Origin of the sequence: Fructilactobacillus ixorae (genome assembly GCF_024029915.1) — a bacterium.
Classification (GTDB): domain Bacteria; phylum Bacillota; class Bacilli; order Lactobacillales; family Lactobacillaceae; genus Fructilactobacillus; species Fructilactobacillus ixorae.
Genome location: NZ_CP097478.1, coordinates 291,236 through 314,072, shown reverse-complemented (window position 1 = coordinate 314,072; position 22,837 = coordinate 291,236). Strand labels below are relative to the sequence as shown.

The 22,837-nt window shown below is 49.3% G+C and carries 21 protein-coding genes; 2 read left to right on the top strand and 19 right to left on the bottom strand.

The window, feature by feature from the left end:
- Positions 1 to 77: 77 nt before the first annotated feature.
- From dusB to M8332_RS01395, 16 genes are all read right to left on the bottom strand, one after another.
- Positions 78 to 1,094, bottom strand: a complete 1,017-nt coding sequence (dusB, locus tag M8332_RS01470) for a tRNA dihydrouridine synthase DusB (protein WP_252780772.1) — start codon at positions 1,092 to 1,094, stop codon at positions 78 to 80.
- A complete protein-coding gene (gene hslO, locus M8332_RS01465; RefSeq protein WP_252780420.1) occupies positions 1,087 to 1,998 on the bottom strand; it encodes an Hsp33 family molecular chaperone HslO in 912 nt (303 codons plus the stop codon). The genes dusB and hslO overlap by 8 nt, the downstream gene beginning before the upstream one ends.
- A gap of 72 nt (positions 1,999 to 2,070) precedes the next feature.
- Positions 2,071 to 4,149 carry an ATP-dependent zinc metalloprotease FtsH gene (gene ftsH / locus M8332_RS01460; RefSeq protein ID WP_252780419.1) on the bottom strand — a complete coding sequence of 693 codons (2,079 nt, stop codon included), beginning with the start codon at positions 4,147 to 4,149 and terminating at the stop codon, positions 2,071 to 2,073.
- Between the two features lie 68 nt (positions 4,150 to 4,217).
- Positions 4,218 to 4,760, bottom strand: coding sequence for a hypoxanthine phosphoribosyltransferase (gene hpt, locus M8332_RS01455; protein WP_252780418.1), 543 nt, complete (start codon positions 4,758 to 4,760; stop codon positions 4,218 to 4,220).
- Complete coding sequence (gene tilS / locus M8332_RS01450; protein ID WP_252780417.1) at positions 4,729 to 6,126, bottom strand: tRNA lysidine(34) synthetase TilS; 1,398 nt, start codon at positions 6,124 to 6,126, stop codon at positions 4,729 to 4,731. The genes hpt and tilS overlap by 32 nt, the downstream gene beginning before the upstream one ends.
- A gap of 55 nt (positions 6,127 to 6,181) precedes the next feature.
- Positions 6,182 to 6,637: a S1 domain-containing RNA-binding protein gene (locus M8332_RS01445; RefSeq protein ID WP_252780416.1), complete on the bottom strand. Its 456-nt coding sequence runs from the start codon at positions 6,635 to 6,637 to the stop codon at positions 6,182 to 6,184.
- Between the two features lie 92 nt (positions 6,638 to 6,729).
- A complete protein-coding gene (locus M8332_RS01440; protein ID WP_252780415.1) occupies positions 6,730 to 7,095 on the bottom strand; it encodes an FtsB family cell division protein in 366 nt (121 codons plus the stop codon).
- A gap of 63 nt (positions 7,096 to 7,158) precedes the next feature.
- Positions 7,159 to 7,446 carry an RNA-binding S4 domain-containing protein gene (locus tag M8332_RS01435; protein WP_252780414.1) on the bottom strand — a complete coding sequence of 96 codons (288 nt, stop codon included), beginning with the start codon at positions 7,444 to 7,446 and terminating at the stop codon, positions 7,159 to 7,161.
- Complete coding sequence (gene mfd / locus M8332_RS01430; protein WP_493559040.1) at positions 7,436 to 10,972, bottom strand: transcription-repair coupling factor; 3,537 nt, start codon at positions 10,970 to 10,972, stop codon at positions 7,436 to 7,438. The genes M8332_RS01435 and mfd overlap by 11 nt, the downstream gene beginning before the upstream one ends.
- Before the next feature lie 25 nt (positions 10,973 to 10,997).
- Entirely contained in the window at positions 10,998 to 11,555 is a 558-nt protein-coding gene (gene pth / locus M8332_RS01425; protein WP_252780413.1) for an aminoacyl-tRNA hydrolase, read from the bottom strand.
- A gap of 82 nt (positions 11,556 to 11,637) precedes the next feature.
- The gene (locus tag M8332_RS01420) at positions 11,638 to 11,991 is read right to left on the bottom strand and encodes a type II toxin-antitoxin system PemK/MazF family toxin (protein WP_252780412.1); all 354 of its coding nucleotides are present in this window, start codon (positions 11,989 to 11,991) and stop codon (positions 11,638 to 11,640) included.
- Between the two features lie 32 nt (positions 11,992 to 12,023).
- The gene (locus tag M8332_RS01415) at positions 12,024 to 12,260 is read right to left on the bottom strand and encodes a hypothetical protein (protein WP_252780410.1); all 237 of its coding nucleotides are present in this window, start codon (positions 12,258 to 12,260) and stop codon (positions 12,024 to 12,026) included.
- A 6-nt stretch (positions 12,261 to 12,266) separates the two neighbouring features.
- The gene (gene alr, locus M8332_RS01410) at positions 12,267 to 13,421 is read right to left on the bottom strand and encodes an alanine racemase (RefSeq protein ID WP_252780770.1); all 1,155 of its coding nucleotides are present in this window, start codon (positions 13,419 to 13,421) and stop codon (positions 12,267 to 12,269) included.
- Positions 13,422 to 13,576: 155 nt separating this feature from the next.
- On the bottom strand, positions 13,577 to 15,049 hold the full coding sequence (gene cshA, locus M8332_RS01405; RefSeq protein ID WP_252780409.1) for a degradosome RNA helicase CshA: 1,473 nt from the start codon (positions 15,047 to 15,049) through the stop codon (positions 13,577 to 13,579).
- Between the two features lie 170 nt (positions 15,050 to 15,219).
- A complete protein-coding gene (locus tag M8332_RS01400) occupies positions 15,220 to 16,608 on the bottom strand; it encodes a UDP-N-acetylmuramoyl-tripeptide--D-alanyl-D-alanine ligase (RefSeq protein ID WP_252780408.1) in 1,389 nt (462 codons plus the stop codon).
- A gap of 85 nt (positions 16,609 to 16,693) precedes the next feature.
- Entirely contained in the window at positions 16,694 to 17,491 is a 798-nt protein-coding gene (locus M8332_RS01395; protein WP_252780407.1) for a hypothetical protein, read from the bottom strand.
- A gap of 180 nt (positions 17,492 to 17,671) precedes the next feature.
- On the opposite strand from M8332_RS01395, the gene M8332_RS01390 reads away from it, so the two are divergent.
- Positions 17,672 to 18,157: a low molecular weight protein-tyrosine-phosphatase gene (locus M8332_RS01390; RefSeq protein WP_289847024.1), complete on the top strand. Its 486-nt coding sequence runs from the start codon at positions 17,672 to 17,674 to the stop codon at positions 18,155 to 18,157.
- Entirely contained in the window at positions 18,154 to 19,404 is a 1,251-nt protein-coding gene (locus tag M8332_RS01385; RefSeq protein WP_252780405.1) for a multidrug efflux MFS transporter, read from the top strand. The genes M8332_RS01390 and M8332_RS01385 overlap by 4 nt, the downstream gene beginning before the upstream one ends.
- A 49-nt stretch (positions 19,405 to 19,453) precedes the next feature.
- Here the strand turns inward: M8332_RS01385 and M8332_RS01380 are convergent, their stop codons facing one another.
- The 3 genes from M8332_RS01380 to pyrG all read right to left on the bottom strand — a co-directional run bounded on the left by M8332_RS01380 (position 19,454) and on the right by pyrG (position 22,795).
- Positions 19,454 to 19,702 (bottom strand): type B 50S ribosomal protein L31, encoded by a 249-nt coding sequence (locus M8332_RS01380; protein WP_252749777.1) that lies wholly within the window; start codon positions 19,700 to 19,702, stop codon positions 19,454 to 19,456.
- A 103-nt stretch (positions 19,703 to 19,805) separates the two neighbouring features.
- Entirely contained in the window at positions 19,806 to 21,077 is a 1,272-nt protein-coding gene (murA, locus tag M8332_RS01375) for a UDP-N-acetylglucosamine 1-carboxyvinyltransferase (protein WP_252780404.1), read from the bottom strand.
- A 98-nt stretch (positions 21,078 to 21,175) separates the two neighbouring features.
- Positions 21,176 to 22,795, bottom strand: a complete 1,620-nt coding sequence (pyrG, locus tag M8332_RS01370; protein WP_252780403.1) for a CTP synthase — start codon at positions 22,793 to 22,795, stop codon at positions 21,176 to 21,178.
- Positions 22,796 to 22,837 lie beyond the last annotated feature (42 nt).

Here is a 22,837-nt window from a genome sequence, read left to right as displayed (position 1 = left end):
TTTGCTTTGGATCTTGAGCCACACTAATTCCTCCAAACTAAATCATTAGCCTCATTTTACCATATAAATAATTGGCCTTATATAGCGGCTTGGTGTTTTTTCTGGCGGGCTTCCGTTTTAGCAACAAAGTCATCCATGATGCGAATCATTTCCGCTTCATTTTCCGCACTCGTCAGCGCCACTTTCGTCCGCGCCGAATGTGAGAGTCCCTTCAGATAATACGGAGCGTGCCCCCGGAATTGGTGAGAGCCCACGTATTCGCCCTTTAAATCCACTAGGCGGCGTAGGTGTTCTTTGGCTACCTGCATCTGATCTGCCACACTCGGTTGTGGTAAGATTTCACCGGTTTCCAAGTAGTGATTCATCTGGGTTAAAATCCACGGATTCCCTTCGACGGCCCGGGCCATCATCACTGCAGTGGCCCCCACTTCATCCAGCATTTGTTTGGCCATTTCTGGCGTCGTCACGTCCCCGTTTCCAATGAACGGAATTGTCAGTGCATCGGAAACCTCTTTCAGAATTTCCCAGTTGGCGTGCCCACGATACATCTGTTCGCGGGTGCGACCGTGCATTGCAACGGCCGCTGCCCCGGCTTTTTCAGCAGCCAACGCGTTTTGGACGGCATAGATGTGGTCATCATCCCAACCAGTCCGCATCTTAACGGTGACCGGCTTTTCCACGGCCGCCGTAACGGCAGATACCATTTCATAAACTTTATCAGGATTCAACAACCACCGGGCGCCAGCTTCACACTTGACCACCTTATTAACGGGGCAGCCCATGTTGATATCAATGATATCAGCCGCCGTTTTTTGATCAATGAACTGGGCCGCCGCCACTAACGTTTCCTGCGTGCCCCCAAAAATCTGAATGCTCATCGGATGTTCTTCGGCTTCAACGTTCGTCATATCTAACGTCTTTTGGTTGTTAAACATGATGCCCTTATCAGAAATCATTTCACAAACCACTAGCCCCGCACCGAATTTTTTACAAATCACCCGAAAGGCGGAGTTAGTTACTCCCGCCATTGGAGCCACTACCAGCGGATTATCAATGGAAACGTTTCCAATTTTCCAACTCCGGTCCTTACTCATCGTTTTCATTCTCCTTTGCTTGATCGTTTAGAATTTGCACGAGGTCTGCTTCTGAAAAGTCATACTTTTGACCACAGAAATTGCAAACTACTTCTGCACCATGGTCTTCATCAATTAACTGTTGCAAATCTTTGCGCCCAATGCCCGCCAGGCTGTGCGCAAACTTTTCCTTGGAACAATCACAGTAAAATGAAACCGGCAGGTGGGCTAAAATCTTGACGTGTTCGGCCCCAAAAATGGTGTTAATCAGCTGAGCCGGATCCGGATTTTCCTGCAGGCTAGTTGCAATGCTCGGCAAGGTTTGTAACCGTTTTTCTAACTCCGTGATGGCCGTTTCGTCAGCACCAGGGAGCGTTTGAATCAAGTAACCGCCAGCAACAGCAACGTGATCGTCAGTCGTAAAGGCCACGGAAACTCCTAAGGCTGACGGAATTTGTTCCGATTTTGCTAGGTAGTAGGTAAAGTCATCTCCAATTTTGCCACTCACTAACGGAACACTACTAGCATAGGGTTGGGCTCCACCCTGATTTTTCAAAACCTCTAAAAAACCAGCGGTGCCCACGGCCGTAGCCACGTCCTCTTCCTGCTTATCGGTCTGGGGCAAGTCGACGTCTGGATGCTGCACGTACCCCTTCACGTGACCCGCTGCATCGGCGTCAACAATCATGCCTCCCAATGGTCCTTGTCCATTTAAACGAACCGTCAGGCCTTCTTTTCCCTTTAAAGTTGCGTTTGCTAATAACAAACTCGCAACTAGGGTCCGTCCGAGGGCCGCGGCAGCTGTCCGGTGCAGGGCGTGATTCTGCTGAGCGGTTTGGACCACGCCGGTCGCATTGACCGCTAACACCCGAAAGTTATTGTCGGTGGTCAGTGCTTTAACTAATTGATCATTTGCTGTTGTCATTGTGACTCCCTTCCAGTTCAATCGCTTCATTCGAAAAGAGCGTAAGCATTTCTGCTCACGTTCTCTTGGCTGTTATTCATCGTCATCAGCATCGTCGCCAGCTGTGACGTCCTTGTGATCTTTAATTTCAGTTTCCAGCTGTTCAGCAGTTTCGTTTTCCTGCTTTGTCGCCTTTTGTTCGGCTTCAGCAAAGCTTTCGTGCTCGTTCTCATCGGAATCTGACTCAGCTTCAGCGGGCATCTTCCCCGTTTTGTAAAGACTCAAAATCTGCTTTTCGTCTAACGTTTCATATTGCAACAGCGCATCCGCAATTGCTTTGTGCTGCTCTCTGTGTTCCGCAATAATCTGCTTAGCCATCCGGTGTCCTTCATCGGTAAAGTGCTTAACTTCTTCATCGATGGCGTTCGCTGTTGCTTGTGAGTACTTCGGAGTGGCATATGGATCCGCGTTTGGATCTTCTAAGGCAACCGTTCCCAATTGATCGGTCATTCCGTATTGGGTTACCATGGCTCGGGCAATTTGCGTGGCTTGCTGGAAGTCGTTGGAAGCTCCAGAGGATTGCGAATCAAAAATAATTTCTTCGGCACTCCGGCCCCCCATCATTCCGGCAATTTGTTCCATGGCGTCTTTCTTCGAGAGCAGTTGTTGATCTTCCTTCGGTAACATGATGGCGTATCCGCCTGCACGTCCCCGGGGAACAATCGTAACCTTGTGCACTACCCGCGCGTCATTTAGAACTAGCCCCACGATGGTATGTCCGGCTTCGTGGTTCGCAACCACTTCGCGTTCGTGCTGACTAATTACCCGATTCCGCTTAGCTGGACCAGCAATTACCCGGTCCTCCGCCTCATCTAAATCGGCTGCCGTAATTACCTTACTATCCCGACGGGCTGCCAATAACGCCGCTTCGTTTAAGAGGTTGGCTAAGTCAGCCCCCACAAAGCCAGGGGTTTGCTTGGCAATTTCCTTTAAATCGACGTCTGGACCCATTGGTTTGTCCTTGGAATGGACTTTCAAAATGGCTTCTCGACCCCGGACGTCTGGTTGGCCAACCAAAATCTTCCGGTCAAACCGACCCGGACGTGTTAACGCCGGATCCAGCACGTCAGCCCGGTTGGTAGCGGCCATCACGATGACTCCTTCGTTTCCAGAGAAGCCATCCATTTCAACCAGCAATTGGTTCAAAGTTTGTTCTCGTTCGTCGTGGCCACCGCCCATCCCAGCGCCCCGACGCCGGCCAACGGCATCAATTTCATCAATAAAGATAATTGCCGGTGCCGACTTCTTCGCTTCTGAGAAGAGGTCTCGTACCCGGCTGGCTCCAACTCCGACAAACATTTCCACGAAGTCAGATCCAGACAGAGAATAGAACGGTACGCCGGCTTCTCCTGCAACTGCTTTGGCTAGTAAGGTTTTCCCCGTTCCGGGAGGTCCCTCAAGTAAGACCCCTTTGGGAATGGTCGCCCCAAGGCTCGTAAATTTCTTCGGATCCTTTAAAAACTCAACGACTTCGACCAGTTCTTGCTTTTCTTCGTCTTCACCGGCCACGTCTTTAAAGCGAACTTTACTTTCAACTGGTTTGGCTTTGCTCTTTCCAACCTTCATGACTCCACCCGGGCCTCCAGCTCCACCACCAGCTTGCTTCATCATCATGTAAAACAAGTAGATGAAGATCAGGAGCGGTAGCACGGAAACTAAAAGGTTAATCCAAAAGCCGTTGGATTGGGTTGGCTTCGCATTGACCTTAACATTGTGTTGTTGGGCCGCTTCATTAACCTGTTTAACCGTGGTGTCACTCTTCACCAACGTGGTTGTGAAGCTCTTTACCTTCGTATTAGCGCTACCGGATTTTTCGAGTCCCTTTTTCGTTAGGGTAAAGGATGGCAAGTTGGTTTGTTGCTGTTCCTTGACCTTCTGTGGGGTCCGGTATTGTCCGGTAATCTTATAAACTCCCTCGGCCGATTCAATGCTAAAGTCCTTGACGCGGTTAGCATTTAAATCTTTCATAAACTGGCTCGATTGAATTTTTTGGGATTTGGTTCCATTACTGTTGCTGCCACCGGTAGCAAACAGGACAATTCCCATCGCTAACACAAAAGCAATGATATAAAATAGACTACTTTTAAAAAGTCCATTTTTATTATTTTTCATTTGTGTCCTCCAATTTGATTAAATTAACATACAAGATTTTATCACTTTTAATCCGTTGAAACGACTGATTAACCTTGATAGATTTCGGGCTTTAAAATTCCTACGTATGGAAGATTCCGATACTTCCCCTGGTAGTCTAATCCATAGCCCACCAAAAATTCATTGGGAACGTTAAAACCAACGTAATCAGCCTGCATTTCGGCCATCTGCCGAGCCTCTGGTTTATCCATCAACATGCAGACCCGTACGGAGGACGCCCCCCGATCCTGAAACAGATCCTTCAAGTAGGCCAACGTGCGTCCGGTATCAACGATATCATCTACGAGCAACAGCTCGCGGCCACTGACGTCTTGATCGACATCCTTAACCAATTCAATTGATCCGGTCGATTGGGTCCCACCGTGATAACTAGAAACGTCAATAAAATCGATATCCATATAAATATCCATTTGCTTAATCAAATCAGCCATAAAGGGAACGGCCCCCTTCAGCACACAGACTACCAGCGGATTTTTCCCGCGATAAACCTGGGTTAATTGCTTGCCTAGTCGCTCACAGGCGGCTTGGATGGTGGCTTCGCTATACAGTACTGTTTGGATATCGTCGTTCATCGTTCTTCCTTTCGTTTTTGACCGCTAACATATATGGTTGCCGCCCTGCTTGCGCTGATTGCACGCTTTCTTTTAACCCCAGTAAGGCTAACGCCTCGCCCGTCGCCGTCTGCAACGTGTAATAATGAGCCCGCTCCTCGCTTGGAACCTTGTGGTTAATTAAGATGCGGCGCACCCGTTGGTGCTGGTTTTCCTGCAACCGCAGTCGGTCCGTTGCCTGCCACGGTCGGACCTCTAACGGAAACGCTGTGGTCGGTAACCATAAGCGGTGCAAGCGGGTGACTGGTCCGACGGGATAATCCGGCGTGAACACCCCAAACATAAGGTGGTGCGGTAACCGATACCAGTGATTTAATACTACCATAAACAGCCGCGGGCGCTGTGAACTTTCTTTGGGATTCGGCGCTTTTTTTTGCCAGCGAATCCGTTGATACCGTTTCACGAACTGCCAGCCCTGACCGACATTAATTTCTCCCTGGGGCCGTTGGTGATTTTGCATAAGGTGCACAATCTGCGTCAGTTGTCCGGTGGTTAGGGGTTCAGGAACTGCTCCTCGCTCTGCTAGGACCCGAATCAGGGGTTCTAAAACCGCCTGGTCAGCTGGACTGAGTTGGTACTCAATCCAGGTTGGTCCCGTAGTTAAGCGACGTTCGTCAATTAAGCGGGTAGCTAGGGTGTGGTACTGGGCGACGAAGTGCTGCAGGTTTTTTGCAAAGTTCGCGAGATGCGGGACTGCTTGGTCATTTTCGCGTTCCAGCTGGGGGATCACCGCATGGCGAATCCGGTTTCTTGTGACATCATCGCGTTGGTTCGTCTGATCTTCACACCACTGTAACTGATGCTGGTCCGCATAAGCTCGTAACGTCGCTTTAGAAACCGACAAGAGCGGGCGGAGTAGCTGCCCACCCGCAAAGGGCCGGGTCGGTTGAATTCCGGTGGCGGCGCCCACGTCTTCAGAGCGCGCTAGGCGCATTAAAACCGTTTCCGCCTGGTCATTTTGGTGATGCGCCGTTATAAGGGCCGCTGCGTGGTACTGTTGCATTAGTTCCGCAAAAAAGCGGTAGCGAAATGTACGGGCCTGGGCTTCCATCCCATGGGTCAGCTGCGGATGTTCCCAGCGCCGGATGACCAAGCGCAACTGGTGCTGGTCACAATACCGCTGTAAAAACTGGGCTTCTGCCTGACTAGCTGCTCGCAGTTGGTGGTTAACGTGGGCGACCACAAGGGTGCGTGGTGCAACCACCTGTTGCAAAAGATCCAGGAGCACCATTGAATCAACGCCGGTTGATACCGCCACGATGATTGGTGCTGATGCTGGAAGCTGCGCTCGTTGTAAGGCTTGTGCTACCGTTTGGCGAAGTTGCACCAGTTGTCCCCCCTTAAATTAAAAAAGCCGAGCCCCAGAGCTCTGCTTTGCCTTGTTAACTGCGCCGCCCACCACGACCACCGCGCTTTCCTTCGGTATTTTTGCGAATTGATGACAACCGACTTTCACTTTCCTTTAAAAAACTCGATAATAGGTCATCAAACTTGTCACTCCGGGCGCTGGGATGCGGATTCGACCGGTGCTTAGACTGCGCCCGGGGATGCGGAGTGGCTGCCTGGTGGGCCGCTGCCGCTTGCTCCTGTGGCTGCGCTGCTTGCCCCGTAGCCTTGCGGATGGATAACCCAATCTTGCCATCCGAACCAATCTTTGTCACTTTTACCTGCACCTGATCACCAACGGCTAGCACGTCATGAATGTCCTTCACATAGCCATCCGCTACTTCACTAATATGGACCAGGCCCGTTTGGTGATTACCTAAATCAACAAAAGCCCCAAATCCAGTAATTCCGGAAACTTTGCCCGTGAGAATCTCTCCAACTTCAAACGCCAAAAACTCGTTCCTCCTCGGTTAAATTAGTCCCATTATAGCATATAATTCCCCAGACGAAAAAAGCGGCAACTCCAATGAGTTCCCACCATTCGTTATTTCTTTACAAAGTGATAGTTCGTTTCCCCCGGTTTCGCATAGTCGTACTTAGAATGTGCGAGTGCCTTCACGTAATCTGGATTATTCAACAGTTTTTCCCGGTGCTTTAGCTGCTTTTGCTCCTGCTCCCGTTTTTGTAACCGAGCTTGTTCTTGCTGCGTATCCGCATGCATGGAGCGCACTTGTGCATTGGTTGTCACCAATTGGAGCCCTAAACATACCAGTATGACTCCAAACACCCCCAGTAACACGGCCGCTCTGCGTTGCCGCCGTTTTGACAGCAAGCGATTACGGCGGGGCTTTCGGGGTTGTGATCCGATTGCAGCATGCAACTGTGCGACATTACTTCTTTCGTTCTCCACCAACTATCACCTCTGCGTTCAATCGTTATCCTTGTTAGTCATGATACAACAAGAAATTGTACTTTACAATAACTCATCGGCTTCTTTTTGGTAATCCCGTTGGTATTCTTCGCTGACCACTTCGTACATCGAACTAGCATCCGCCTTCTTGGTGGTTTGCAAAACCTGCCGCACCCGAACGGTCAACGTCTTGTTCCCAAACTTGATCGTCAGCTCATCGCCAACACCAACCTGACTCGAAGACTTGGCGGGTTTAGCATTAATAAGGACCCGCCCCTGGTCGGTAATCTGTTTGGCAACCGAACGTCGTTTAATAATCCGGGCTAATTTTAAAAATTTATCAATTCGCATTCATTTCATCCTTTCGAGTTGCTACTTCTGGTTGATCCTGAGACACTAAGGCCTGCACAAACTGGTTAAGTTGCGCCAGCCACTCTTCTTCCGGCATCGTTGGTTGAATGACGAGGTTAACTTGAAACCGACCGTTAACCTGTTTAATTGTCGACCGAAACTTGGTGGTAGCCAGCGCCCGTAAAATTGTCTGGCTCTGCGATGCGTCTGAAACCTGACGGCTAAAGGTCACGGTCAGGGTCTGCCCCGTCCGCTTAATTTGTTCAATAAACGCTTCATCCGCCAGGGACTTGATCAAATCAATCGTAAGTAAGCGAGCCACGGCCACCGGATACTCACCGAACCGGTCAATTAAATCACTTTGTAATTCGGTAAACTGATCGTGATTTTCTAACTGACGCATCCGCTTGTAGATTTCAATTTTTTGTTGTTGATCTGGAATATACGTATCAGGAAGATAAGCTTCAACGCCCAAATCAACACTCGCATCGGGATGAGTTGGTTGGGTTGCCTGCCCCTGTTTGCGGGCCACCGCATCATTTAACATCTTGGTATACATATCATAACCAACCGAATCAATGAACCCGTGCTGGGCCCGGCCTAACACGTTTCCAGCGCCGCGGATGGACAGATCCCGCATGGCAACCTTAAAGCCGGACCCTAACTCCGTAAAGTCCTTAATGGCCTCCAGCCGGTTTTCGCCCGCTTCGGTCAACACCTTGTCAGGTTGATACATGAAGTACGCCTGGCCGACTCGATTGCTACGCCCAATCCGACCCCGAATTTGGTACAACTGGGCAAGCCCCATTCGATCGGCATCTTCAACGAATAACGTGTTGACGTTAGGCATATCGATCCCCGTTTCAATAATGGTGGTCGTTACCAATACGTCATACTGTCCGTTCATAAAGTCGTACAAAATCTGTTCCATCTGCCGTTCGGTCATTTGTCCGTGAATGTAACCAATTCGCGCATCCGGCAGTAATGTTTGTAACTTGTCCACCTTTTGCTCGATGTCTTTCACTCGATTGTGCATGTAAAAAACCTGACCATCGCGTTGGAGTTCGCGCCGAATTCCATCGACGATTGCGGCGTCATTTTGTTCCATCACGTAGGTTTGAATTGGGTACCGGTTCGCAGGTGGTGTCTCAATCACGGATAAATCCCGAACCCCCATCATCGACATGTTTAAAGTCCGTGGAATGGGGGTGGCCGTGAGCGTTAGGACGTCAACATTTTGCTTTAATTCTTTTAGTTTTTCCTTATGCTTGACCCCAAACCGTTGCTCTTCATCCACAATTAACAGTCCTAAATCATGGTACTGCACATCATTGGATAATAAGCGGTGGGTCCCCACTAGGATATCCAGGCGACCAGCCTTTAAATCCGCCAGGGTTTGTTTGGTTTGCTGCGCGCTGTTAAACCGTGATAAAACGCCAATCTCAACCGGAAAATCCTCAAAGCGACTAGTCAAAGTTTCATAATGTTGCTGCGCTAACACGGTCGTTGGCACCAAGAAGGCCACCTGCTTCCCCGCTTCCACGGCTTTAAACGCCGCTCGCATGGCCACTTCCGTTTTCCCGTAGCCCACGTCGCCGACTAACAACCGGTCCATCGGGTGGGGTTGTTCCATGTCATGTTTAATTTCAGCGGTACTCCGAATTTGATCGGGAGTTGGTTGATAGGGAAACGCCGCTTCAAATTCGGCCTGGTAGGCATCATCAGCAGGAAAGGCAAAGCCCGGCGTCTGGGCCCGTTGGGCGTATAAGTCAACGAGTTCATCCGCCATATCATCAACTTTTTCCGCCACCCGACTTTTGGTTTTAGCCCATTCGTTCCCCCCGAGTTGATTCAACCGGGGAGCTTGACCTTCTGCCGCCACGTACTTTTGAATTAAATTCAGTTGGGTCACGGGAATAAAAATTTGGGCGTTTTTTTGGTAGGTGATGGTGAGGTAATCCTGGTGTTTCCCATCCACTTCCATGGTTTGCAGGCCATCGTAGCGCCCAATTCCGTGGTTAACATGTACGACATAGTCCCCGGGCTTTAAGTCCGTGTAACTTTTAATCCGTTCCGCATTCGTAAAGCGCTGGTGCCGGATTCTTTGGGGTTTAGCGCGTTCTGTAACCCGCTGAAACAGTTCACGTTCCGTCAACACCGCAAAGTTCGCGGCTGGCAGTTCAAACCCCTCCTGCAGCGTTCCCGTTACAATTTGGATGCGACTTGGCACCAACGTGGAAAGGGTGGTGGCCACTGCTTTGACCCCAAAATCCTGCAACGTTTGTTGCACCTTTGCTAGACGGTCCTGACTGCCCACCATAATTACAACGGTCGTCTGTTCGGACTGGTAGCGCTCCATTTCGGTTTTAAGCATGGGCATCTGTCCAAAAAACCGTTGCATGGGTCGGACCTTAATCTCACTGATGTCATCCAAGCGCATCCGTCCTAGGCCCTTTTGAAATAGGGACAAGAGTAACCATGGCTGGTGGCTTGCTTTTAAAACCGTGGTGAGGTTTAAACTCACCTTTTGGTCTGCTAATCCCGGATGCTGGGCAGAAACCGAGGTCTGCCAGTTTACTTCATCGCGTTCGAGTTGCTGATTAGCCTCCCGAATTCGTTGGTAATCATCGAATGCAACCACGCCCGTAGCTGGTAAGTACGCCAAAATTGACGTTTCTTTTCGAAACAATAACGAGGCATAGGCCTGCCAAGCGGGATCCGTGACCTTGGTCGTCACTTCCTGAGCTAGTTCGGCTAATTCGGTCCGCGCCTGCTCATTAGTAAGCGTGGTTAACTGCTTGTGAATCGCCTGGCGAGCGTGTTCTCGGTCGGCAGCCGTTGGCAAGAAATCCGTCGCTGGAAGAATCGTAACTGTCGTTAAATTTTCAATACTCCGTTGGGTCGCCACGGCAAAACTACGCAGAGAATCAACCTCCGTATCAAAAAAATCTAAGCGAACCGGATCAGAGGCGTTTAACGGATAGATATCGACAATGGAACCACGAATCGCAAATTCCCCAGGCACTGCGACTAGATTCTTGCGGACGTATCCCATTTCCACCAACTGAGTCTGAAGGGCCGCCCGTTCCCAGTCAGCTCCGAGGTTTACGGTCAGGGCCGCTGCCTGAAAAGCAGTGGGTTCTGGTAAATAACGTTTCAAACCCGCCGTGGTCGCAACCACGACCGCCGGCTTGCCAGCCACCAAGGCCTCCATTGCCTGAACCCGTTCCGCCCGAAATTCTGGAGAACTGGTGGCTACTTCAGCGGCCACTAACTCTTCGGCTGGAAAGAGAAGTACGGGCACATCAGTCAAACCAGTACTAAAAGTTTTAACGGCCTGCTCAGCGTGTTCTAACGTATCGGTTACGTACAAGAGCGGTTGCTGGCGTTGTTGGACCATGGTCTGTAACAGTAATTTCTGTGCACTACCACTGGTCCCAGTTACCAATTGGCGGGATGCTGGCTGGAGTTGATCCATGATTGTTTGGTACTGGGGGAGCGCTTCAAAAACTTCGGTTAATTTCACGATAATCCTTTCTGGTCGTTAGCGACTAGTTAAATTCATTTTCTAACTTAGGAAAATCAGTGCCGGCCACCCATTCATCAAGCGCCTGGGTCGTGTGGTCAAGCGCTTCTGCGAGGGGGCCTTGTTGTTCTAAACTAAACCGGCTTAACACGTACTTCACCACGCTTTCGCGCTGAGGATGATCCGTTCCGACCTTAATCCGGTTAAATTGATCCGTCCCTAAGTGGGCAATCAGACTCTTAATCCCATTGTGGCCACCTGCCGAACCATGTGTTCGCAATCGAATCCGCCCGACGTGCAGGTCCATATCATCATACACAACAACCAAATCAGCAAGGCTGAGCTTATAAAAAGCCAGCAGTGGTTGGACCGCTCGACCGGATTCGTTCATGTAGGTAACGGGTTTTACCAGTAACACCTTTTCGCCGTCAATTACTCCAGAGCCGACTAACGCCCCCAATTTTTGCTGGGTGATTGCAATTTGGTGATCGCTTGCAAACTGATCGACCGCCATAAACCCGGTATTATGTCGTGTCCCGGCGTACTTTGCTCCCACGTTTCCTAATCCAACAATCATTTTCATTGGTACCATCCTTCTTTCCGTTAAGTTAATGCAAAAAAGAGACTGGTTGCCCACCCTCTGGTTTTCATATGTAGTCTATCGACTAATCAACCCCCACGCTCAAGGCAAGCGCCTGATCAACCCGAGCCATGATGCCATCCGGGAGGTGAGTAACTTGATCTCTTAGTCGTTGCTTATCAATCGTTCTGATTTGTTCCAGTAAAATAACCGAATCCCGTTCAATTCCGGTTTGACGTGCCGCAATGGCAATGTGAGTTGGCATCCGTGGTTTACTAATTTTAGCCGTAATCGCCGCCACAATTACCGTGGGACTGTAATGGTTTCCAATGTCGTTTTGAATGATCAAAACGGGGCGTAACCCCCCTTGTTCCGAACCAACTACTGGCGATAAATCGGCAAAAAAAACGTCGCCACGCTTGATCGGTGTTTCACTCATTAAATCTAACCTTTCATTCTAAAAGTTCGTGGTTACAGCTTTTCATCGTAATATTTTAGGAGGTTAAAAATCGCTTCGTACTGACAAGCAGAATATTCATCCACAATTTGTTGGTTTAAGCCCGCCATTAATTGGTAGCCGTAAGCCAGCTGATTTTGAACGGCACTCCCAGCAAAGTGCTCCCCACTAGGTTGCACCTTAGTGGCTGAAAAAGCAGATGCCAGTGGCTGGCGAATGCGGGTTGCCTGTTGAAGTTGATATTGTAACATCTCAAATCACCTCAAGCCCTTTGTTTGGGCATCCCCTGCGTAATAACGCCGGGGGACGCGGGTTGAAAATCCACACGCTAATTCATAGTGAATCGTGTGACAATACTCGGCCATTGCCTGGAGGGAAATGGTTTGGCCCTGGTCTGTTCCAATGATGGTCACTTTAGTGCCGACCGGAAGGTGCTTTGGTAATTTTACCATCAACTGGTCCATGCACACGCGTCCGACGATTGGACACCGTTGGCCGTTGATTAGAACAAAAAAGCCCTGCAAATCACGCCGCAGTCCATCGGCATACCCCATCGGCACCGTTCCAATCCACTGGGGCGTGTCCACTTGATAGGTCGCTCCATAGCCAATGGAACGGCCGGGTTGCACCTGTTTTACATAGACCAACTCCGAGGTTAAACTGAGCGCTGGAACCAGCGGAAACGGTGGCGTCAGGGCCGTTCCCGCGGGATTTAACCCGTACATCGCCACCCCGTACCGAACTAAATTGGCCTCTGGAATGGAATGCCATAAATCGGTGGCAGAGTTAGCTACGGAAACATAGCGCGGTCGGTGCGGAAATTGAGCCAATAATTCCCGAAAATTAGCCACTTGAAAGTCGAAATACTCTTGCTCAGGACTATCGGCCGTTGCAAAGTGGGTATACACCCCCTGCCACTCAAAAACAGGCGGTAACGTGGCGTAATCCCGGACAAAATTAACCACCTCGGCCGGCGTCTGCAGCCCAATCCGCCCCATTCCACTGTCTAAAGCGAGGAAAAACTTGATTGGTGCGGTAAGCCCCAGCGCCTGTTGCACCCGTTGCGCGTCGTGTAGCCACGCCACGTCCGCCACCGTCACCGTAATTTGGTACTTTGTAATCAACGCGAGTTGCGCTACATCGGTCAATCCGAGCACTAAAATTGGTTCCGTGACGAACCCTGCCTCACGTAACTGAATGGCTTCATCTAGAATGGCCACACAAAAACCAGTGGCCCCAGCTTGTTGCGCAAGCCGGGCCGAAACCACCGCACCATGTCCGTAGCCATCCGCCTTCACGACGGCAAACAGTTCCGTTCCGCGTGGTAAGCGGTCCACGGCCTGCTGGACGTTGTGGCGAATCGCAGTTTCATTGATGAGAATTTGTCCGTTTCGATTTTTTCCAATTACCATCATGTTCTCCCCGTGCGTGAATTGTTCTCATTATATCATTTTAGCCCAATTCGCAAAGTCCGACCGGTTCGAAGCTTTCACACCACTTTTTGACTCTAATAAACAGCCAGTAAAAAAGTCTTTTAGTCATCTGACTAAAAGACTTGGGGAGTTACTTAGTGTTTATCTTTAATGACAAAGTTGTTCTTGCGGGAACCTTTCCGATCGCCACCCCGGTCGCGATGATCATTGCGCCGATTTCCACGGTAGTTACTACCACCATTGCGGCGATTTCCACGGTAGTTGCCACGCCGCCCGTTGCCATGACCACCCCGATTTTTCAGGGGCCGTTCCGGGGTAATGTGGACCTGAACCTGATCTCTCGATAGTTCGTTTAAGAACGCCGCCACGAGATCAACACTGTCGTACTGCGTCAATAAATCGTTGGCTACGTCTGCAAACCGACTGGTATCCGTCTTCTTCACCAGGTTAGCCACATCTGCCTCAGCAAATTGTAATTGTCCGGCCAAGGCTTCGTCGGCCGTAGGTGGCTTCAGTGGTAACATCCGCACCTTCGTTAGTTTTTCGATGCCCCGCAGATAGCTCATTTCACTCGGTGTCACGAACGTAACTGACACGCCATGGTGGCCGGCTCGTCCTGTCCGGCCGATTCGGTGGACATAGCTTTCTGGATCCTGGGGCACGTCAAAGTTATACACGTGGGTAACTCCAGATACATCAATTCCCCGGGCTGCCACATCGGTCGCAACGAGGTAATTAATCTGGTCTCGTTTAAACTCGTTCATAATCTGTGTCCGCCGGTTCTGGGTTAAATCGCCATGTAAGCCAGCTGCTTGATACCCACGGGCTACTAACCCCTTTGCAACTTCATCAACCCGGCGCTTAGTCCGACAAAAAATGATGGTAACCTTGGGCTGGTTAACGTCAAATAACCGCGTCATGGTATCAAACTTCTCGTTATCCCGAACCTTCACGTAGTATTGATCAACTAAATCAGTCGTTAACTCTTTTGCCTTCACCTTCACCTGTTTGGGGTCGGTCATAAACTGAACGCCCACCCGTTTAATGGGATCGGGCATCGTTGCAGAGAACAGCATCGTTTGCCGATCAGATGGCGTTTGCTTGATGATTTTTTCGATGTCTTCCAAAAAGCCCATGTTCAGCATTTCGTCAGCTTCATCTAAGACCAAAAAGCGGACGTGGTCTAGTTTTAACGTCCGGCGTTGAATGTGATCCAACAACCGTCCCGGGGTTCCCACAATAATTTGGGGTTTTTTCTTCAAATCATAGATTTGTTTGCGAATGTCCGAACCCCCGTAAACAACCTGAGCCCGGGCCCCCTCAGCTTTCCCTAGCTTCTGGATTTCGCGTTGCGTTTGAATCGCCAATTCCCGCGTCGGTGAAATTACTAAGGCCTGCACGTTCGGGTCGTTGACGTCAATTCCCTGTAAAATGGGGAGGGCAAAAGCGGCGGTTTTTCCCGTCCCCGTTTGGGCTTGCCCCAAGACATCGTCACCGTTTAAAGTTAACGGAATGGTTTGGGCCTGGATGGCAGTTGGTTCTGTATAACCATTGGCTGCCACTGCTGCTAACAGACTATCAGATAGTCCTAAATCTTGAAAATTCAAATGTGTTCCTCCTAATTGAAACATCATCATAAACTCAATCCCGGGCTTGAAAAAAATCCGTTTTTCGTACTGCGCTCGTAATCTGGTTTATGAATTACTAATTTGGTGCGTGCGCTAATGTCGTACTTTGTGAAAAAAACAACTTCTCCATCGTACAACAAAAGTCAGAATTAATCAATCGTGGTGGTCAATGCGTGCAACACTTTTTCTAAGTGCATGCCGTGACTTCCCTTTAGTAACACTTCGTCACCAGGGTCAATGTGCTGCTGTAACGTCGTAATTAACTCCGGCAGTTGCGTGGCTGTATAGTGAAAGAGCGTTGCTTCTGGTTGATACCGGTCCATTAACGCGGTAAAGAGGTGCGCCATGTTCGTACCCACCAAAAAGACCATTGCCAGCTGCTCAGGATCAAAATCAGCCGCTAATTCAGCGTGCATCGCAGGAGCATCCTGACCTAATTCCAGCATGTCTCCTAACACCACGATCCGCTTTCCAGTTGTCTTAGTCGTTTCAAACGCCTTTAACACCGCGGTGACCGCCGTCGGGTTCGAGTTGTACACATCACTAAGGATGCGCTCTCCTTGGGTTCCCTCGTACCATTCGGCCCGATTGGAAGTTAACGCTGGATTAGCTAATCCTTCCCGCATTTTGGCCGGGGTAATCTTTAACAGTTCTCCGACGCTTAACGCTGCAAGAGCATTGTTGACGTTGTAACTCCCAATCAACGGGAGCATAAACTCAAAATCTTGCCAACGATTCGTTTCAAAGCGAGTTGATTCGTCGCCTTCCGTAATCGTGGTGGGATAAATGTCGTTAGTGCCCTGGCGCCCAAAGGTAACCCGTTGGGGATTGGTGGCTAACGGTTGGTTCGCTAAGAGGGGTTCGTCGCCATCGTAAACAAAGAACCCGTCATCTTGAAGCCCGTCGGTAATTTCCAACTTTGCTTCGGCAATTTTTGCCCGCGTGCCAAAAAACTCAATGTGCGCTTCCCCAATCATGGTAATCACCGCAATGTCTGGGGTGACCAGTTCACTCAGCCGGTGTAATTGGCCGGGGCGATCCATTCCCATCTCAATCACTAACACCTCGGTGTTCGAGTTCATCGCTAGAATGGTAAATGGAACCCCAATTTCATTATTAAAATTATCCTGAGTCTTTGTCACGTTAAAACTCGTTTTAACAATCGAGGCAATCAAATCTTTGGTAGTGGTCTTCCCGTTACTGCCCGTGACCGCAACGACCTTCGGGTTAATCTTTGCCAAGTAATACTGCGCTAACTGCTGTAACGCCGTCAACGGATCGGCAACTAGGATGACTGGAAAATCAGCGGGGGCGCTTTGCGCCCGCGTCGTTGACCACAAAGTGGCCACCGCTCCGTGGTCAATTGCGCTTGGCAAGTAATCATGTCCGTCGCGATCGCCCTGGAGGGGAACAAAGAGCGCCCCGGCACTTAGCTTTCGACTATCAAAAGCTACTGAGGTAACTTCAAGGGGCGCTGCCGTGGCCGGTTGGAGCGTTCCATCCACCGCCCGGGCGATTTCATCCAGTTTCATTCTCATAAATTAATACTCCTATTTGGTGCAAGTGTTCTGCACAAAATGCAATCTATCTAATTATACCATTAATCTAGCACCGCCGGATTGGCTAAACAAAATCATTCAGATCGGTCGCTTCATGCACCTGATTCACACCAATGGTCCACTTGTTGCTAATCGTATTGTAGGTCAGCGTTCCGACTTGCTGCGTTTCGGCTTGGAGTTGCTCGGCACTCCCCCACACAACCTTATCTTGTTCCGTTTTCTTACTTAACAAAGGAATTTCAAAACGTCGATGCTGTTCCTTCGTCAGCTCAAAGGCTAGGATGACTCCTCGCCGGCTTAATTGGACCAGTTGAGTTAGAATCGGTTGTTCCAAATCTTTAATGGGCAGCGGACGGGAAAACAGCCGTTTCGCATTCCGAAATTCCCGCAGATGACGCTTGATGCTCAACGCTAAAATGTGATCCTGCTCAATTAAGTTTAAAAAGTAGACTCGTTTAAACCCATTATTGCCCCCTACGTATACAATTTCATTGTGCAACTTGCCCAAAAAGGGCGTACGCCGGTACGTCGGAATTCCCATGTGACCAAGGTACAGCAGGTCCGCAATCTCACCATCCGTCAGGGAGTCAATGCCATCTTCCGTTTGGTAGTCCAGCCACTGGTGACGATTCCCCCCGGGCTGGTCACCCAGAATATACTCTCGAACCTGACTTCGACCCATGACTAACGGAAATTTAGCATGCGAATTATATCGATTGGAGCGTTCAAAATCATCATTTAACAGCAGGATACTGTGCGGAATTTCTCTAATCCCGTTAATGAAATCCGCAGCGTTAATTCCCCACGCAATGCCAAATTGCTCTGTAAGACTCACACGCAGATAAATGAGATTGTGTAACATGGTTTCACCCCTTTAATTAGATTCAATCGTTACCAATTATACGCCCTCGCAGTAATTAAAAAACAATAAATTAATAAGTTTCCCCAATAAATTAAGCCTTAATCAAATCAATGCCGTTTTGCCCCTGAATTTGCTATGATAGATGATACTAAGTTATTTTTTAGATTGGAGTGAATTACTTTGCAACCAACGAACGTCTTATTCGTCTGTTTGGGTAACATTTGCCGTTCTCCAATGGCAGAAGCCATGTTTACCCAGCTGGTTGCCGACCACGACCTCAGTGATGATTACGTTATTACCTCGGCCGCCACGAGCACCGAGGAAGTTGGTAATCCACCTCATCCGGATGCCCTAGCCGTGCTACAACATCATCACTTAGATGCTAGTGACCACCGGGCGCACCAGATTACTCAGGCAGATTGTCACAACGCTGATTACATTATTACCATGGATACCGCTAACCTGGCTGCCGTACAGCGTTTACTGCCCGCTAGGGAACGTAGTAAGGTTCACCTGTGTCTGGACATCGTGCCCGGAAAACAAGGGGTTAGCATTGCCGATCCCTGGTATACACACAAGTTTGAAACCACCTACGAAATGCTAAACACCGCCCTGCCATTGTGGTTAACAACCATGCAACAAGCACGACAGGAGGCGTCTGTATGAGTGAAGCTGAATCAGAATCGGCCGAACAACCCGCCTTTACGGTCCCCAAGCAAATTTGGCACCGAAACCTAATCGCCCTGTGGGTCGGTTTATTTCTGACCAGTATGGGGTTTAGCGAATTAATGCCCTTTCTTTCTTTATACATTGAAACTTTGGGAAACTACACGCACAGTGAACTAAGCATTTACAGTGGTTTGGCCTTTTCGGCCTCCTTTATCATGGCAGCCATCGTCTCCCCGCTCTGGGGCAGTCTCGCCGATCGCTATGGGCGGCGCGTAATGTTACTAAGAGCTTCGTTAGGGATGGCGATCTGCGTCTTATTAATGGGACTGGCCACCAACGTGTGGATGATCATCGGCCTCCGTTTCATTCAGGGGATTTTTTCCGGTTACATGCCGAATTCAAACGCCCTGTTGGCCATTCAGGTGCCCAAAAAAGAAAGTGGAAAGGCCCTCGGGATTTTAGCCACGGGAGGGGTATCTGGTGCCCTCTTTGGCCCCTTTCTAGGGGGAATCTTAGCCTCCATCTTTAGCTACCGGGTCACCTTCTTCATCACCGGAACCCTGATGTTAGTGGTCTTCTTTGTTACCCTCTTTTTTGTTAAGGAAAAGTTTCAACCGGTTGCCAAGGAAGATAACTTACACACCAAGGAAGTGATTCACGTTCTGCCCTATCCCAAGTTAATTTTAGGGATGTTCATTACCACCATGATCATTCAAGCCTCCAATAATTCGATCTCGCCGATTCTCTCTCTCTACGTTAAGCAAATCATGCATGGGAGCCCGGCGGTCACCTTCTTTAGTGGGATTGTCGCCGCGGTGCCTGGGATTTCAACGCTCGTCGCGGCGCCCCGTTTGGGTGGCATCGGTGATCGAATTGGGTCGGAAAAAATCATGATCTTCGGCTTTATCCTGGCGATTTTACTCTACATTCCGATGGCCTTTGTAACCAACGTTTGGGAACTAATGGCTCTGCGCTTTTTGCTCGGGGTTTCAAATGCTTGTATGCTCCCCGCCGTGCAGGCCATCATCGCTAAAAACACCCCGGCCCAAGTAACCGGACGCATCTTCAGCTGGAACCAATCATTTCAAGCCGTCGGTAACTTTACCGGCCCCATGATTGGCTCGCTCGTTTCGTCCCTATTTGGTTACTCCGGTGTGTTTCTATCCACGGCCCTCTTGGTCTTTATCAATTTGTGCCTCGTCTTAAACGAAACCAAAACGTTACGGCAAACTAACCAAGCTTAACCAATAAAAAAGCTCCTTCCGTTTGGAAGAAGCTTTTTTAACATAATAATTAGTTGGCAAAGCCATACTTTTTGTTGAAACGGTCCACCGCCCCATCGGCTTGAGCAGTCTTTTGCTTCCCAGTGTAGAAGGGATGCGAATCAGATGAAATTTCAACCCGGATCAATGGGTACGTCTTTCCATCTTCCATTTCGATCGTTTGGTCTGAAGTAGCCGTTGAACCCGTGATGAACTTAAAGCCCGTCCCGGAATCTTGGAAAACTACTTCATGAAAATCTGGATGAATTCCTTTTTTCATAATAATTTCGCTCCTTTGCCCTGAATTTATAAAACCCAGAGATTGATTTTGCATAATTCAACTGTTGTAGTGTATCACTAATCTAGCTGACGTGCAACCTACGCTAGTCCGAACTCGGTAGTAACTCCACGTCGGCATGTAAGTCGGTTAACTTCCGGGCAATGTTATCGTAACCCCGTAAAATGTTATCTGTTTCTTCAATGACAGTCTCTCCATCAGCCATTAATCCAGCAATCATGAGCGCGGCCCCCGCCCGAATCTCGCCGGCCGCTACTACGGACCCATGTAAGTGCGGCGTGGGTTCGACAATGATTTGACGCTTAGCGTTCACCCGAATCTGTGCCCCCATTTTTTGTAACTGCCCCACGTGTTTTTGCCGTTGCGGATAAATCGTATCGGTAATTACACTCTCACTCTGTGCGGTTAACAACAGTGGAGTAATTGGTTGCTGCCAATCGGTCGCAAACGCTGGAAACGGCGCCGTTTGAATCTGCACGCCCCGTAACTGCTGGGGCTGGTTGACGTAGATGTCATGGTCATTGATGGTCAAATCAACTCCCATCTCCTGGAGCTTTTGGGTAAACGGCTCCAAGTGCTGTGGAATCACATTTTTAATCAGAATGCCTTCCCCCACGGCGGCGGCCAACGACAGGTAAGTCCCAGCCTCAATCCGGTCTGGAATCACCATGTGGGTTTGCTTGGCTTCTAAATGATCTACCCCTTCAATCCGAATCACGTCCGTTCCAGCGCCCGTAATGTGAGCACCCATTTCGTTTAAAAAGGCCACGACGTCCACGATTTCTGGTTCACGCGCCACATTATGAATCGTGGTAACTCCCTGAGCCCGGGTGGCGGCCAAAATGGCATTAATCGTGGCGCCGACGGAAACCATCTCAAAGAAAATTGGCGCTCCAATTAACCCGTTTTCAGTGGCATCAATGTAAACGGTGTCCCCACTCTCCGTGACGTGCGCCCCGAGGGCTTCAAAGGCCCGAATGTGTTGGTCAATTGGTCGGGGTCCAATGTTATCACCCCCGGGGAAACTAATCACCGCGCGGTGAAACTTCCCTAACAGAGCTCCCATGAAGTAGTAGGAGGCTCGCAGTTTTTTAATGGCCTTGCTTGGTAGTTGACCAGTTTGAATTTTAGTTGGATCAATTTGTAATACGCCATCCGCAAAGTAGGATGATACATTCATTGATTGGAGAATTAACATCAAATTATGAACATCTAAAATGTCGGGAACCATATCAAATTTTACTGGGCTGTCAGCTAGAACGGCGGCGGGAATTAACGCGACCACACTGTTCTTTGCACCACCAATGGTCACTTCTCCGTGAAGCGAGCGGCCCCCGTGGATTTTCATAATACTCATTTTATCTAATCCTCGCTATCTTACTTAATTATCACGACTTCAATCATAAGTAAAAAACAGCCAGATTACAATACATTACCTAGATTGAGCTTGAAAATCTATGCGGTGGGTTCAGCTTGCTGATGGCGAGCGGCAGCAGCAATGAAGGCTTTAAATAGGCCCTCTGGACGGTTCGGCCGCGACAGGAATTCTGGATGATACTGCGCCGCCACAAAAAATTGTTTGTTCGGAACTTCCACCACTTCTACCAACCGGTTGTCAGGGGAGGTCCCGGCAATGACCAAGCCGGCGTCCTCTAACTCCTGGCGGAATTTGTTATTAAATTCATACCGGTGGCGGTGCCGTTCGGAAATCTCCGGTTGATTGTCGTAAGCCGCAGCGGTTTGGGTTCCTGGTTTTAACTTAGCTGGGTAGGCTCCGAGTCGTTGGGTGCCCCCCATGCCGGACACGTCGTTTTGATCGGCCATGAGATCAATTACATTGTGCTTCGTATCATGGTCAAATTCCGTTGAGTTCGCATCTTGATAACCCAATACGTCACGCGCGTATTCAATCGTCGTAACCTGCATCCCTAGGCAAACCCCCAGGAACGGAATGTCATTTTCACGCACGTAGCGAATCGCAGTAATCATTCCTTCGATGCCCCGACTACCAAAACCGCCGGGCACAATCACTCCGTCAAAGCCAGCTAATACGTCGGCTACGTTCTCATCCGTGATTTTTTCGGCGTCAATGTTCGTAATCTTAACATCGACGTCGGCCGCATATCCGGCGTGCCGAAGCGCTTCATCTACTGAAATGTAAGCATCCTTCAGCTTCACGTATTTTCCGACTAACGCAATGTTCACCGTTTTACTGAGGTGGCGAATGTGGTGCTCGAGCTTTTTCCAGTCGTCCATGTCAGCTTCGGGTGCCTTAATTTTAAAGTGGTCTAGGATTTGGTCATCCATCCCCTGACTTTGGAAGCTTAGTGGCAATTGATAAAGGTTGGGCGCATTAATTGATTCGATAATGCTCTTTTCGTTAACGTCACAGAACATGGCAATCTTTTTCTTCATGCTTTCTGGGATTTCCTTTTCCGAACGTAACACTAGCATATCGGGTTGAATCCCCACGCTTCGTAATTCTTTCACGCTGTGTTGGGTTGGTTTAGACTTCATTTCCCCCGCAGCTTCTAGGTACGGAACCAAGGTGGTGTGAATGTAGTAGCTACTATCAAAGCCCACTTCGTTGCGCATTTCCCGAATGGCTTCTAGGAACGGCAATGATTCAATGTCACCAACCGTTCCCCCAATTTCGGTGATCACGATGTCAGCATCCGTTGTCGTGGCGGCCCGCACGATCTTTTCTTTAATCATCCCAGTAATGTGGGGAATCACCTGTACGGTGGCCCCTAGATAATCACCGTGCCGTTCTTTATCGAGAACTTCTTGGTAAATTTTCCCCGTCGTGACGTTGGAATACTTGTTCAAGTTGTTATCAATAAACCGTTCGTAGTGGCCCAAATCAAGGTCCGTTTCGGTCCCATCTTCCGTCACAAACACCTCGCCGTGTTGGTACGGATTCATCGTTCCTGGGTCCACGTTAATGTAGGGATCAAACTTTTGCACCGTCACACTCAAGCCTCGATTTTTCAATAACCGTCCGAGTGAAGCAGACACAATTCCCTTTCCTAGTGAGGATACCACGCCACCAGTTACAAAAATGTACTTTGTCATGTTTTTCGACTCCCATCTAAATTAACTCGTTCCAACCATAAA